The 13,739-nt window shown below is 70.5% G+C and carries 11 protein-coding genes, 1 tRNA gene and 2 pseudogenes; 11 read left to right on the top strand and 3 right to left on the bottom strand.

Annotated features, from left to right (window positions below; genetic code table 11):
- From DY218_RS12820 to DY218_RS35705, 4 genes and pseudogenes are all read left to right on the top strand, one after another.
- On the top strand, positions 1 to 919 hold a 919-nt coding region (locus DY218_RS12820; RefSeq protein WP_147336140.1), incomplete at its 5' end, for an AIM24 family protein.
- A 12-nt stretch (positions 920 to 931) separates the two neighbouring features.
- Positions 932 to 1,612: an AIM24 family protein gene (locus DY218_RS12815; RefSeq protein WP_128556111.1), complete on the top strand. Its 681-nt coding sequence runs from the start codon at positions 932 to 934 to the stop codon at positions 1,610 to 1,612.
- A 15-nt stretch (positions 1,613 to 1,627) separates the two neighbouring features.
- Positions 1,628 to 2,351 (top strand): annotated as a pseudogene (locus tag DY218_RS12810) (AIM24 family protein); the annotation flags it as partial.
- A 1-nt stretch (position 2,352) separates the two neighbouring features.
- Positions 2,353 to 2,461 (top strand): annotated as a pseudogene (locus DY218_RS35705) (AIM24 family protein); the annotation flags it as partial.
- A gap of 95 nt (positions 2,462 to 2,556) precedes the next feature.
- Here DY218_RS35705 and DY218_RS12805 read toward each other — a convergent pair.
- Positions 2,557 to 3,084, bottom strand: coding sequence for an NUDIX hydrolase (locus tag DY218_RS12805; protein WP_128556109.1), 528 nt, complete (start codon positions 3,082 to 3,084; stop codon positions 2,557 to 2,559).
- Positions 3,081 to 4,607, bottom strand: coding sequence for a zinc-dependent metalloprotease (locus tag DY218_RS12800; RefSeq protein ID WP_128556108.1), 1,527 nt, complete (start codon positions 4,605 to 4,607; stop codon positions 3,081 to 3,083). Before DY218_RS12800 ends, DY218_RS12805 begins: the two co-directional genes overlap by 4 nt.
- 191 nt (positions 4,608 to 4,798) lie before the next feature.
- On the opposite strand from DY218_RS12800, the gene DY218_RS12795 reads away from it, so the two are divergent.
- The 4 genes from DY218_RS12795 to DY218_RS12780 all read left to right on the top strand — a co-directional run bounded on the left by DY218_RS12795 (position 4,799) and on the right by DY218_RS12780 (position 8,118).
- Entirely contained in the window at positions 4,799 to 5,914 is a 1,116-nt protein-coding gene (locus DY218_RS12795) for an SDR family oxidoreductase (protein ID WP_128556107.1), read from the top strand.
- A 214-nt stretch (positions 5,915 to 6,128) separates the two neighbouring features.
- Positions 6,129 to 6,590 carry a molybdenum cofactor biosynthesis protein MoaE gene (locus DY218_RS12790; RefSeq protein WP_128556106.1) on the top strand — a complete coding sequence of 154 codons (462 nt, stop codon included), beginning with the start codon at positions 6,129 to 6,131 and terminating at the stop codon, positions 6,588 to 6,590.
- Positions 6,591 to 6,751: 161 nt separating this feature from the next.
- Complete coding sequence (locus DY218_RS12785; protein WP_128556105.1) at positions 6,752 to 6,931, top strand: hypothetical protein; 180 nt, start codon at positions 6,752 to 6,754, stop codon at positions 6,929 to 6,931.
- Between the two features lie 98 nt (positions 6,932 to 7,029).
- Positions 7,030 to 8,118 carry a YlbL family protein gene (locus DY218_RS12780; protein ID WP_128556104.1) on the top strand — a complete coding sequence of 363 codons (1,089 nt, stop codon included), beginning with the start codon at positions 7,030 to 7,032 and terminating at the stop codon, positions 8,116 to 8,118.
- 35 nt (positions 8,119 to 8,153) lie between these two features.
- Here the strand turns inward: DY218_RS12780 and DY218_RS12775 are convergent, their stop codons facing one another.
- A complete protein-coding gene (locus DY218_RS12775; RefSeq protein WP_128556103.1) occupies positions 8,154 to 8,708 on the bottom strand; it encodes a PPA1309 family protein in 555 nt (184 codons plus the stop codon).
- A gap of 135 nt (positions 8,709 to 8,843) precedes the next feature.
- On the opposite strand from DY218_RS12775, the gene DY218_RS12770 reads away from it, so the two are divergent.
- The 3 genes from DY218_RS12770 to DY218_RS12760 form a co-directional block, all read left to right on the top strand.
- Positions 8,844 to 11,828 (top strand): UPF0182 family membrane protein, encoded by a 2,985-nt coding sequence (locus tag DY218_RS12770; protein ID WP_128556112.1) that lies wholly within the window; start codon positions 8,844 to 8,846, stop codon positions 11,826 to 11,828.
- A 71-nt stretch (positions 11,829 to 11,899) separates the two neighbouring features.
- Positions 11,900 to 11,973, top strand: a tRNA-Met gene (locus DY218_RS12765).
- A gap of 262 nt (positions 11,974 to 12,235) precedes the next feature.
- Positions 12,236 to 13,739 (top strand): tetratricopeptide repeat protein (locus tag DY218_RS12760; RefSeq protein ID WP_147336139.1); only part of this gene is annotated, 1,504 nt, incomplete at its 3' end.

Below are 13,739 nucleotides of genomic sequence, written 5' to 3'. Positions count from 1 at the left end.
CCCGCCGGGCGGCGCCGTTCCGCCCCCGCCGGCCCCGGCCCCCGCCCCGTACGGGCAGCCCGGACAGCCGCCGCAGCAGCCGCAGTTCGGCCAGGTGCCCGGTCAGGCGCCGCCGCCTCCGGGCTACGGTCAGCCACAGCCCGGCCCCGGCCGGCAAACCGCGCCGCCCGGGTACGGCCAGCCGCCCGGCGGCCAGTTCCCCGGCCAGCCCGGCGCCCCGTCGCCGTACGGTGCACCACTGGGTGCCCCCGCCACCGGCCCCGGAATCGCGGCCGCGCTCGAGAAGTACCGCGAGGCGCCCAACGGCCAGCGCTGGACCCAGCAGAACAAGCAGCTGGTTCGCGTCGACCTCGGCGCCGACGGCCAGCCGGTGCTCGCCCGCCAGGGCAGCATGGTGCTCTACCAGGGCAAGGTCGACTTCAGCTACAAGGGCGCCGGCTTCGCGGGCCGAATCGTCGGCAACGCCACCGGCCAGGAGATGCAGCTGATGCGCTGCACCGGCCGCGGCCAGGTCTTCCTCGCCGAGAACGAGTCGTATCTGCACCCCATCGAGCTCCAGGGCGACGCGGTCTGCGTCTCCGCGGAGAATGTCCTGGCGTTCGACGAGTCCCTGCAGCACGAGGTCCGCCGGATCGAGGGACACGGCATCCCCGGCGGCGCCCTGTTCACCATGCAGTTCCAGGGCACCGGCACGATCGTCGTCAAGACGCACGGAACGCCGGTCGTACTGCCGGTGACGCCCACGACTTTCGCCGACGCCAATGCGGTGGTGGCCTGGTCGGCCGCCGCACAGGTGATCATCTCCAGTCAGGTGCGGCTGCGCAGGCAGGCCTTCCCGGGCCACAGCGGCGAGACCGTGAACCTCCAGTTCCGCGGCGCCCCCGGGAACTTCATCGTCGTCCAGCCCTACGAGATCTGAGGGAGCGAAGTCATGAATCAGCAGCTCGCGGGCTTCGCCCCGGCCCCCGTCACGGCCCGCATGGAGAACCACGGCGCCAGCATGGTCAAGGTCGCCATGCAGAGCGGCCAGGACCTCTACGCCCGCACCGGCTCGATGGTCGCCTACGAGGGCTTCGTCCAGTACGAGCCCAATCCGCCGGCCGTCCGGCAGATCGCCGGCGCCTGGATCACCGGCGAAGGCACCCCCCTGATGAAGGCCAGCGGCGACGGCCTGCTCTACCTCGCCGACTACGGCGCGGACGTCGTCGTGATCAATCTCAACGGCGACGCCCTGTCGGTCAACGGCACCAATCTGCTCGCCTTCGACGCCTCCCTGCAGTGGGGCGTCGAACGGGTCAAGGGCCTCGCCAAGTTCGCCGGCCAGGGCCTGTGGAACATCCAGGTGGCCGGCCAGGGATGGGTCGCCCTCACCTCGCGCGGCACCCCGATCGTCGTCGACTGCGGACGCGGCGAGGACGAGACATACGTCGATCCGGACGCCCTCGTCGCCTGGTCGCCCAATCTCAAGGTCAAGGGCAAGCGCAGCTTCAAGGCCACCTCGATGATCGGCCGGGGCAGCGGCGAGGCGTACCAGATGGCGTTCTCCGGGCAGGGCATCGTCGTCGTACAGCCGAGCGAGGACAGCACAGACCGCCTCCGGGTACGGGGCTAGGGGGAGCGAAGACACATGCAGAGCCCGCTTTTTGCCTACACCGAGCAGCAGACCCAGGAGCGGTACGCGCCGCAGAATCCGCAGCTGCTGCGCGTCGCCCTCGAGGGCCACGACGACGTCCTCGCCCGCAAGGGCGCGATGGTCGCCTACCAGGGCCTCATCGAATTCGACGGCGAGTACCGGACCCCCGGCCAGCAGCGCGCCCGCGCCAACACCGGCGAGGGCCTCGACCTGATGCGCTGCTCCGGCCAGGGCACGGTCTATCTGGCGAACCTCGCGCAGTACGTGCACATCGTCGACGTGGACCAGCGCGGCCTCACCGTCGACAGCGCCTACGTCCTCGCGATGGACTCCGTCCTGCACACCGAAGTCGTCGCGGTGGACAGCCAGTTCGGAATCTCCGGCTCCGGCAAGTACCAGCTGAACATCTCCGGCAGCGGCAAGGTCGCCCTGATGACCTCGGGCCAGCCACTGATGATGCAGGTCACGCCGGACAAGTACGTCAACGCCGACGCGGACGCGATCGTCGCCTGGTCCAACTCACTGCGGGTCCAGATGCAGGCACAGACCCACAGCTCCGGGGTACGCCGACGGCGTGGCAACACCGGCGAGGGCTGGGAACTCAGCTTCATGGGCGAGGGCTTCGCCCTGGTCCAGCCCAGCGAAGTGCTCCCGCCGCAGAACGTCCAGCTGCACGGGGTCGCCGCCCAGTACGGCATGGGCCAGCACGGCGCACGCGNCAGCGAAGTGCTCCCGCCGCAGAACGTCCAGCTGCACGGGGTCGCCGCCCAGTACGGCATGGGCCAGCACGGCGCACGCGGTCAGAACCGGGGCAGCGCCTGGGAGTGACCCGCGCGCGAAGCAGATGAAGCGCGTCGAGTAAGGGGCGGCCGCCATGGCGGCCGCCCCTTACCGCTCAGTCCGAGCGCCCGCGCCCCGGAGGGTCAGACCCCCGCGCGCTCCCGGGCGGCCGCCGTCAGAGCCACCACCGAGGCATCGCCCACCTCCGCCACCTCGTCGTAGGCGAACCAGCGCAGGTCCAGGGACTCGTCGCTGATCACCTCCACCGCGCCGGGCGGGGCGATCGCCGCGTACTGCACATCCAGGTGCCAGTGGCAGGGCGCGGGAATCCGATGCCGGTCGAGGAGCACGGGGCCGCCCGGCAGCAGGCTCAGACCCTCGATGCCGGACTCCTCGCCCGCCTCGCGCAGCGCGGCCGCGGCGAGCGTGCTGTCCCCCGGCTCGCAGTGGCCGCCCATCTGCAGCCACATCCGCAGCTTCCTGTGCAGCGTGAGCAGGACCCGGCCGCCCGCCGGATCGATCACCAGGGCGCTCGCCGTGAGATGACCGGCCGAGCAGGCCTTCCACATGCCGTCCGGGTGCGCGGCAAGATGATCCAGATACAGGCGGCGCAGCTCGTCCTGGGAGTCGTACGCCTTGAGGACGAGCTCCGCGTCGTCGTGCAGGCTCACGAACCGTCCCCGTCACGGCCCTCGCCGCTCCTGCCGCCGTCCTCGCTTCCCGGATCCGTGGACGAGTCGCCCGAGGCGGCGCCGCCGGAGCCGGAGCCGGCGTCGGAGTCGCCCGCGGAGGCGTCCTCACCCTTGCGGAGGTCCGCCTTGCCGCCCGCGGCCTCGCCCAGCATCTTGTCGATCTCGGAGAAGTCCAGGTGCTCACGGTGCACAAAGCCGTCCGGGTCGTCCAGGTCCTCCGCCGTCGGCAGCATGTCCGGGTGCGCCCACAGCCCGTCCCGGCCGTCCACACCGCGCGCGTCCGTGAGCGACGCCCACAGCCGCGAGGCGTCCCGCAGCCGGCGCGGACGCAGCTCGAGCCCGATCAGCGTGGCGAACGTCTGCTCGGCGGGACCGCCCGAAGCGCGCCGGCGGCGCAGCGTCTCGCGCAACGCCGCCGCCGAGGACAGCCTGTCCTTCGCCGCCGCGTGCACGACCGCGTCCACCCAGCCCTCGACCAGCGCGAGCGCGGTCTCCAGGCGGGCCAGGGCCGCCTTCTGCTGCGGGGTGTCCTCCGGCTGGAACATGCCCTGCTGCAGGGCGTCCTGCAGCTGCTCCGGATTCGACGGGTCGAGCTGGCCGACTACGTCCTCCAGCTTGCTGGTGTCGACCTTGATGCCCCGCGCATAGCCCTCGACGGCGCCGAACAGATGCGAGCGCAGCCACGGCACATGTGCGAACAGCCGCTGATGGGCCGCCTCACGCAGCGCCAGATAGAGCCGGACCTCGTCCTGCGGGACGCCCAGGTCCTTGCCGAACGCGCCCATGTTCACCGGAAGGAGCGCTGCCTTGCCGGCCGGGCCGAGCGGCAGGCCGATGTCGGTGGAACCGACGACCTCGCCCGCCAGCACACCGAGCGCCTGCCCGATCTGCTGACCGAACATGGCGCCGCCCATCGAACGCATCATGCCGAGCAGCGGGCCCGCCATGGCCTGCATCTCCTCGGGAAGTACGTCACCCATCGCCGAGCCGACCCGCTCGGCGACCGGATCGACGAGCTCCTTCCACACCGGCAGGGTCGCCTCGACCCACTCCGCCCGCGACCAGGCCACCGCGCTGCCCGCACCCGAAGGCAGCGACGTCACGCCGTCCAGCCACAGATCGGCAAGGCGCACCGCCTCGTCGACGGAAGCGCGCTCCGCGGGGCCGACACTGGCATCCTTCGTGCCGTCCTGGGTGCCCTGGGACACCGTCTGGCGCGCGATCTGCTTGGCCATGTCCCAGTTCACCGGGCCGCCCTCGTAGGACAGCATCTGGCCGAGCTGCTGGAAGGCGGCACCCAGGTCGTTCGGATTCATCGAACCGAACATCGCCGCGAACGGGTTGTCACCGCCGCCGCTGCCGGGCAGCCCTCCGAAACCGAACGGGTTGTTCGGCGTGCCGCCGGCGCCCTGTCCGCCACCGGGGGTGTCCTTCTTCTTGCCCTCGTCGCCGTCGTCCGGCTCCTCCGGCGGAAGGCCGAATCCGAATGGGGTGTCACTCACGGGAATCCTCGGCTCGTAGGGCCGCCGGCCGAATGCCGACGGCGACTGCCCGACTGTGCCACCCAGCGTAGACACCGTGGCCGCTTCGGGGCTCGGTGCTTCGCCGCCGCGCTCGCTGCGGCAGGATGGACGCCACCTGGTCCGTACGCGTCGTTCACGTACGTACTGAAGACAACCGCTGGAGACGCCCGGTGAGTTCCCCAGATCCGCAGGTTCGCGCAGCGCGAAACCACTCAACCCCATCGACGCGGGGCCCCGTCGTCGCGGTCACCGGCGCCGGGTCAGGCGTCGGCGCCCGGCTGATCGAGCGGCTCGCCGCATCGGATGAGATCAAAGAGGTCGTCGCCATCGACGAGCGCCGCGGCGACTGCGCCGACGTGCAATGGCACATCCTCGACGTGCGCGACCCGGCCATCGCCGCGAAACTCCGCGGCGTCGACGTCGTCGTCCACCTCGCCCTCGATCTCGACCTCGAATCGGAGCCGACGGCCCGCACCGCCTTCAACGTGCGGGGAACGCAGACCGTACTGACCGCGGCGGCGGCCGCCGGCGTGCGCCGCGTCGTCCTGTGCACCTCGGCGATGGTCTACGGGGCGCTGCCGGACAACGAGCTGCCGCTGTCCGAGGACGCCGAGCTGAAGGCGACGGCAGAGGCCACCGGCGTCGGCGACCTCCTGGAGATCGAGCGGCTCGCCCGCCGAGCGCCGCGCGCGCATCCCGGCCTGAACGTCACCGTGGTGCGGCCCACCGTTCTGGTCGGCGGCATCGACACTGCGCTGACCAGGTACTTCGAGTCACCGCGGCTCCTTGTGGTGGCCGGTTCACGGCCCGTCTGGCAGTTCTGCCACGTCGACGACCTGTGCACGGCCCTCGAATACGCCGCCCTGGAGAAGGTCGAGGGCGAGCTCGCCGTCGGCTGCGACGGCTGGCTCGAGCAGGAGGAGATCGAGGAACTCAGCGGCATCCGGCGGATGGAACTGCCCTCCACGGTCGCCCTCGGTGCCGCCGCCCGGCTGCACCGCATCGGCCTCACCCCGTCGCCCGCCGGTGACCTCGCCTACACGATGCACCCGTGGGTGGTCAGCGTCAGCAGGCTGCACGACGCGGGCTGGCGGCCGCAGTGGACCAACGAGGAGGTGCTCGCCGAGCTCCTCGACGAGGTCGAAGGACGGCACACCGTGGCCGGCCGCAGGCTCGGCCGCAAGGACGCCACCGTCGCCGGAGCGGCAGGCGCGGCGGGCGCCACCGTGGCCCTGCTCGGCGCCGCGGCCGTGGTCCGCCGGGCCCGTCGGCGCCGAGGCATCTGACTCAGCCGCCACCATCAGACAGACCGAGCCGTCACCACCGGAGCCTGCATCGCGCGCGTGCACCACGTTTGCGTCGGCGAAAGGCACCCCCACGCGCGCGTGACGTGAGGGGTGCCTCTGCGTACGGAGTCGGAGGAACCTCCGACGGTGCCCCGCCCCTGCCGGTGCATCGCGCTGTTCCGCGATGTCGGTGCGGTGCGGCACCATGGTCGGCATGGCAGCACGGTACGACCACCCAGGCGAGCAGGCCGCAGCGGACCCGATCCGGCTGCTCGCGATCCGCGACACCCCGCTCTCCCTCGACGAGGTGCACGCCGCCGTCCAGGACGCGGCGGCCGGCGGCACCGCCTTCTTCGTGGGCACCGTCCGCAATCACGACGGCGGCCAGGACGTGGACGCCCTCGGCTACTCCAGCCACCCCACGGCGCAGGCCGAGCTGCGCCGCGTCGCAGAGAAGGTGGTGGCCGACCACCCGGTCCGTGCCCTTGCGGCCGTCCACCGGGTGGGTGAGCTGGCGGTCGGCGACGCGGCGGTGATCGTCGCCGTGTCCTGTCCGCACCGCGCGGAGGCGTTCGAGGCCTGCCGCAAGCTCATCGACGACCTCAAGCACGAGGTGCCGATCTGGAAGCACCAGCAGTTCTCGGACGGCACGGAGGAATGGGTCGGCGCCTGCTGACTCCCCGAAGGCCGACCCACGAGGCGCTGCCCCCGGGTGGGCTGACTCCCCGCAGTGCGACTCGAGTTGCGTAACCGCCCCCCTGCGGTGAGCGTTGTCAGTGAGATTGGTTAATCTGCTGATCAGTCAGTTGCGCTCGCACATGGGGTCGGGAGGTCGGCGTGGCAGCACTCGCGTGGTTGCTGATTCCGCTCATCGCTGCGATCGGAGCGGGCACGTGGGGCAGTTGGGCGGCTCGTAACCGCCGTACGGAGGACGTCGCCGAGCTCGACGGATACGCCAGATTCCGCGCCGCGATGGAGAAGGCCGAGACGGCCGACACTTCGCCGGACGCGATCTGAGCGGTGCTCCGGAGCCCGCGGATCATCCGCAGGACTCCGCATCCCGTACGGACCGGCCCGGGCGGTGGACTCACAGCCTTGTCCCGTACTGTCGTTCCATGCCACGCCGCACCGCGACCATGCTCACCTCCACGCTGCTGCTGATCGCGCTGCTCTGCGCGGGCCTGCTGATCAAGGTCCCGTACTCGGAGATGACCCCGGGCCCGACGGTGAACACCCTCGGCGACCACGGCGGCGAACCGGTCCTGCAGATCTCCGGCCGCAAGACGTATCCCACGTCGGGCCACCTCAACATGACCACCGTCCGGGTCACCAGCGCCGAGTACAACATGAACGTGGTGCAGGCGATGGTCGGCTGGCTCGGCCACGACAACATCGTGGTGCCGCACGACACCCTCTATCCGGACGGCAAGACCGAGGAGGAGTCGACCCAGGAGAACGCCGAGGAATTCAGCCAGTCCCAGGAGAGCGCCAAGGTCGCCGCCCTCCAGGAACTGGACATCCCGGTGCAGACCAGGGTCGTCGTGGCGAGCGTCGTGAAGGACAGCCCGTCCCAGGGACGGCTGCACGCCGGTGACGTGATCAAGTCCGTCGACGGCAGGAAGATCGGCAAGCCGCAGGACGTGGTCAAGGCCGTCACCGGTCACAAGCCGGGCGAGCGCGTGAAGTTCACCGTGATCCCGGCCAAGGAGGCGGCCGCCGCCGAGAAGGCCGGCAAGGAACCCACCGGCAGCAAGGACGTCTCCGTCACCACGGAGGCCGCCGAGGACGACGGACGGGCCGTGGTCGGCATCCAGGCCGGGACCGACCACACCTTCCCGTTCGACATCGACATCAAGCTCGCCGACGTCGGCGGACCGAGCGCCGGCCTCATGTTCGCCCTCGGCATTGTCGACAAACTGACACCCAAGGATCTGACGGGTGGAAAGTTCGTGGCCGGCACCGGCACCATCGACGAGGCCGGCAAGGTCGGGCCGATCGGCGGCATCTCGATGAAGACCGTCGGCGCGCGCAAGAAGGGCGCGCAGTACTTCCTCACCCCCGAGGACAACTGCGCGACCGCCGCCAAGGACACCCCCGATGGACTCACCCTGGTCAAGGTCAAGACGATCGACGACGCCCGTGACTCCCTCGAGGACATCGCCGCGGGCCGCACCGGGGACCTGCCCCGGTGCTCCGCGAGCTGAACGGCGCTGACGCCCGGGGCGCCGGCGGCGCCCCTTCAGGCGAACGTGGCCGCCAACGCCTCCGCGAGCCCCGGCACCAGTTCGGACCCCGTCAGGACCTCCGTCGAGGAGTCCTTCTCGCGCAGCCGCAGCGCCGACTCGCGGGTCCCGTCCCGCAGCACCGCCACGGTCATACGGACCTCCTGACGGTCCGGATGCTCGGCGACCCAGCGGTTCAGGCCGCTCTCGTCGAGGCCCTCGGGCACCGAACTCTCCGCGCTCGGCGGCAGCATCAGACGCTCCACCGTCAGGGCGCAGCCGGCCACCGCGTCCGGCCAGGCGATGGTGCCGAGGAACTCGTCGAGCGGGCTGCCCGCGGGCAGTTCCTCCTGCTCGATCGGGGTCAGATTGCCCTCGGCCTCCTCCCCGGTGAGGCCGAGGCGATCGGCGAGCGAGGGCTCCTGGCCGCGCAGCGCGGCGGTGTCGACCAGGGCGAAGAGACGTGCGGGCCGGTCCCAGCCGAGACCGGCGACGTATTCGTCGATCTCGAGGACGGCTCGGGTGAGCGGACTTGCGGCCATCGGGGAACCGGAAGGAGTGTGGTTGGGCATGACCGACATCCTGCCTGGTTCGTACCCGGGATCGGGAACTGAGTAAAGCTTCAGTAAGTTGCATGAGTGGGCTCTACGATCGCGGAGCCTGCTCCAACAACAGCGAACTTCGAGGTGCGCACCTTGGCTTTCCAGATGCCGGACCGCGGCGGAGGCCCGACGGGGCCACGGATCAGAGTGGGCCGACCCTCCCGGCGGGCCCGGACCCTGCTCATGACGCTGGGCGTCCTGGCCGTACTGGCCATGGCGTTCGTCATGTTTGCAGGGTTCTGGACCGACTGGCTCTGGTATCGGTCGGTCGAGTACTCGTCCGTCTTCACCACCACCCTGTGGACCAAGATCGGACTGTTCTTCGTCTTCGGCCTGCTCATGGCGGCGGCCGTGGGGGTGAACATCTGGCTGGCCCATCGCCTCAGGCCGCCCCTGAGCGCCATGTCGATGGAGCAACAGAGCCTCGACCGCTACCGCATGGGCATCGCGCCGTACAAGAAGTGGATCCTGATCGGGATCACCGCCCTTGTCGGCCTCATCGCGGGTGCCTCCGCGTCGGGCCAGTGGCGCACCTGGCTCATGTGGGTCAACGGCGTGCCGTTCAACCAGAAGGACCCCGAGTTCGGACTCGACGTCTCCTTCTACGCCTTCGACCTCCCCTGGTACCGCTTCCTGCTCGGCTTCGGCTTCGCGGCCGCCGTGCTGTCCCTGATCGCGGCCGCGGTCACGCACTACCTGTACGGCGGTCTCCGGGTGACCAGCCCCGGCGCGCGTGCCACCGGCGCGGCCACCGGCCATCTCTCGGTGCTGCTCGGTGTCTTCGTGACGCTCAAGGCGGTGGCGTACTGGCTGGACCGGTACGGCTTGGCGGTGAAGTCCAGCGATTTCAAGGCCACCGGCAACTGGACGGGCCTGAGGTACGTCGACGCCAACGCCTATCTGCCGGCGAAGACCATTCTGTTCTGCATCGCGGCGATCTGTGCCGTGCTGTTCTTCGCGACGCTGTGGCGCCGCACCTGGCAGCTGCCGGTGATCGGCTTCGGCCTGATGGTGCTCTCCGCCATCCTGATCGGCGGCCTCTACCCGGCCATCGTCCAGAAGTTCCAGGTCGAGCCGAACGAGCAGGCCAAGGAAGCCCCGTACATCCGGGAGAACATCAAGGCCACCCGCGACGCCTACGGAATCGACGGCGCCCAGGTCAAGGACTACTCGGGCAAGGGCAAGACGGCGCCCGAGGGCGACGCCAAGGAGGCCCAGCGCAAGGAGGCCGACGCCCAGGCGAGCTACCGCATGATCGACCCGAACGTGGTGGGTCCGACCTTCGACCAGCTCCAGCGGGAGCGTAAGTACTACCAGTTCCCGAGCACCCTGGACGTCGACCGGTACAAGGACGCCGACGGCAAGGAGCAGGACACCGTCATCGGTCTGCGCGAGCTCGACCTCGACGGCATCCCGAAGCGGAACTGGATCAACGACCACTTCACGTACACCCACGGCTTCGGCGCGATCACCGCCAAGGGCACCGGCACCGACCCCAAGGCCGACCCGGCCGGCGCCCCGGAGTTCACCGAGTCGGGCCTGCCGACCAAGGGCCAGTTCGACAAGCAGAAGTACGAGCAGCGGATCTACTACGGCGAGAAGACCAGCCAGTACTCGATCGTGGGCGGCCCGCAGAAGGAGCTCGACTACGAGGCCGACGGCGAGCAGACCACCAGCTACAAGGGCGACAGCGGCGTCAACCTCTCCAACCCGATCAACCGGGCGGCGTACGCGGTCTCGTTCAGCGAGCCGCAGATCATGTACTCCGGAGCGATCGGCGAGGGCTCGCGGATCCTGTACAACCGCACACCCAAGGAGCGCGTCGAGGCGGTGGCCCCCTGGCTCACCATCGACGGCGACGCCTACCCGGCCGTGGTCGACGGCAGGATCCAGTGGATCGTCGACGCCTACACCACGACCAACGGCTATCCGTACGCCTCGCGCACCACGCTCGGCGACACCACGGCCGACTCGCTGACCGCGGCGAACAACCAGCGCGCGGTGGTCGCCCAGCAGAACCAGGTCAACTACATCCGCAACTCGGTGAAGGCCACCGTCGACGCGTACGACGGCAAGGTCAAGCTCTACGAGTGGGACGAGAAGGACCCCGTCCTCAAGACCTGGATGAAGGCGTTCCCCGGCACCGTCGAGAAGAAGAGTGACATCTCCGCGGAGCTGCGGGAGCACATGCGCTACCCGCAGGACCTGTTCAAGGTCCAGCGCGAGCTTCTGACCCGCTACCACGTGCAGAACCCGGCGCAGTTCTACAGCGGTTCCGACGTCTGGCAGGTCCCGGACGATCCGACCAACAAGGACAAGAACTCGGTCCCGCCGTACTACTTGAGCCTGAAGATGCCGGATCAGAAGCAGCAGAAGTTCTCGCTGACGACGACCTTCACACCCAACGGACGGCCCAACCTGGGCGCGTTCATGGCGGTCGACGCGGATGCGACGAGCGACGAGTACGGCACCATAAGAGTGCTCAACGTGAAGTCCGACGTACCAGGTCCCCAACAGGTGCAGAGTGAGCTGAACGGTGATCCGGAAGTCGCCGAGTTCGTCCGTAACTTGAGAGGTACGGACTCGGACATCGTCTACGGAAACCTGCTCACCGTCCCGTTCAACAACGGCTTCCTGTACGTCGAACCGGTCTACGTCAAGGGCGGCAGCGCCAACTACCCGCTCCTGAAGAAGGTCGGCGTCTCGTACAACCGCGAGGTCGTGTTCAAGAACTCGCTCGCCGAGGGCTTCGACGCGGTCTTCGGGCAGCAGGCAGAGGACGGCACGGAGCCGCCACCGACGGATCCCGGCGATACGCCACCGTCGAGCGACCCCACCGTGAAGGAAGCCCTGCAGGACGCGCAGGACGCGCTCGAGGCCGGTGAGAAGGCCCTGCAGAAGCAGGACTGGAAGGCCTACGGCGACGCCCAGAAGGACCTCCAGGAGGCCCTGCAGCGCGCTGCCGACGCCGAGGCTGCGGCAGGCGACGACAAGAACGACAAGAACGACAAGAACGACAAGGGCGGCGGGAACGCCGACAAGGAAGGCGGCGATGCCGCCGACGAGGAGGGTGGTGGCGGCTCGGCCTGAGCCGCGCGGTCCCGGCCGTAACTGCTGGTCGGGACCGCCCTCCGCGCCGTGGTACGGTTTCAGCACAACGGCGCGGGGTGGAGCAGCTCGGTAGCTCGCTGGGCTCATAACCCAGAGGTCGCAGGTTCAAATCCTGTCCCCGCTACTGAAGGCGAAGGCCCGGATCCTCATCGGATCCGGGCCTTCGTCGTGCGCGGGGGCGGGTGCCCGCGCAGGGGCGGTGGGGGCTTTCGTGCACACGTGCGTGCGCCGTCCGGGCCGCCCCGCGTACGCCATCAGCGCGCCGCCGTCGGGGAGTTGAGAGATCCGTGTTTGACTTATCTCTCTGTGGGCATGTCGACAAAACGCTGAAGTGACCTCCCTGGCTGCGCTATACCAGGTGTACCCGGGTGACGGGTGGTGCGACGATGGACGTTATGGGGGACAAGGCAACTCTGTTGGAGACAGGGCGACTTACTACGCAGTCGACCGTCCGGGAAGAGCCCGGTACGGCCGTCGAGGAGGCACGCCACCGTGCCGCCGCCGAGGCGGGCGACACCTCCGCGATGAGCAGGCTCGGCGCGCTGCTGCTGCGCCGTGGCGATCTCGACGGCGCGGAGCCCCATCTGCGCGCGGCCACCGCGGAAGGCGACCGGGCCGCGGCGAACAATCTCGGCGTCCTGCTCCACCAGCGCGGATACGCGGACGAGGCGGCCGGCTGGTGGCGCATCGCCGCCGTCGCGGGCTCCTCCGCGGCCGCGCACGCGCTCGGCCGGCACCACCGCGAGCGCGGTGACGAGCCGGCCGCCGAGTACTGGCTGCGCCAGTCCGCCGAGCAGGGGCACACGCTCGGTGCGTACGCGCTCGCCGACCTCCTCGAGCACCGCGGTGACGTCGGGGCCGAGCGCTGGATGCGTACCGCCGCCGAGCGCGGCCACCGCGAGGCCGCGTACCGGCTCGCCCGGGTGCTGCAGCGGCGCCAGGCCGTCGACGCGGGCCAGGACCCGGACATGGCCGGCCTGCACGGCAGGGCCGCGGTGCGGCGTGCGGTCCCGCCGTCCGGCCGGATCCCGGCCGAGGCGATCGTCTTCGGCGGCGAACTCCTGGACTCCGCACGCCTGGTGGTCGGCGCGGACACCACGGCCGCCGCCGGCACCGAGCCCCGCACGGACGCCGACACCAGCACTGGCACCAGCACCGATGCCCGTACCGAGGCCGACGGCGTGCGACGGCTCACTCCCGCCGAGGAGATCGAGCAGTGGTTCCGGCAGGCCGCCGCGCGCGGGCACCGCAGGGCCGCCCTGCACCTCGGCGTGATCCTCGAAGCGCGCGGCGACCTGAAGGAGGCGGGCCGCTGGTACCTGTCGGCGGCCAGGGACGGCGAGTCGCGCGCCGCGTGCGCGCTCGGCTTCCTGCTGCGCGACGCCGGCGACCGGAAGAACGCCTCGGTGTGGTGGCACCGCGCCGCCAAGGACGGCGACGGGAACGCGGCCAACGCCCTCGGCGCGCTGCACGCCGAGCGCGGCGAGACCCAGACCGCCGAGCGCTGGTACCGGGCCGCGATGGACGCGGGCGATGTCAACGGCGCGTACAACCTCGGCCTGCTCTGCGCCGAGGGCGGACGCACCGTCCAGGCCGAGCAGTGGTACCGCCGCGCCGCCTACGCGGGCCACCGGGAGGCGGCCAATGCGCTCGCCGTACTGCTGCTGCAGGTCGGCGACACCGCGGGCGCCCAGCCCTGGTTCTCCAAGGCGGCCGAGGCGGGCAGCGTGGACGCCGCGTTCAATCTGGGCATCCTGCACGCGGGCCGCGGCGAGGACGCGGCCGCGCTCGGCTGGTACGAGCGGGCCGCCGCGGCCGGGCACACCGAGGCCGCGCTGCAGGTGGGCATCGCCCGGCTCCGCGAGGGCGACCGCCGCGGCGCCGAGCGGC

Source organism: Streptomyces triticagri (assembly GCF_003429565.1).
GTDB lineage: Bacteria > Actinomycetota > Actinomycetes > Streptomycetales > Streptomycetaceae > Streptomyces > Streptomyces triticagri.
The sequence above is the reverse complement of the archived record's forward strand: the minus strand, read 5'-3'. Positions and strand labels throughout refer to the sequence as shown.

What these genes read in the sequence shown, in the direction of transcription:
- DY218_RS12815 (WP_128556111.1), top strand. Translation starts at nt 932, where the DNA reads ATGAATCAGCAGCTCGCGGGCTTCGCCCCGGCCCCCGTCACGGCCCGC.
- DY218_RS12790 (WP_128556106.1), top strand. Translation starts at nt 6,129, where the DNA reads ATGGCAGCACGGTACGACCACCCAGGCGAGCAGGCCGCAGCGGACCCG.
- DY218_RS12780 (WP_128556104.1), top strand. Translation starts at nt 7,030, where the DNA reads ATGCCACGCCGCACCGCGACCATGCTCACCTCCACGCTGCTGCTGATC.
- DY218_RS12775 (WP_128556103.1), bottom strand. Translation starts at nt 8,708, where the DNA reads ATGCCCAACCACACTCCTTCCGGTTCCCCGATGGCCGCAAGTCCGCTC.
- DY218_RS12770 (WP_128556112.1), top strand. Translation starts at nt 8,844, where the DNA reads ATGCCGGACCGCGGCGGAGGCCCGACGGGGCCACGGATCAGAGTGGGC.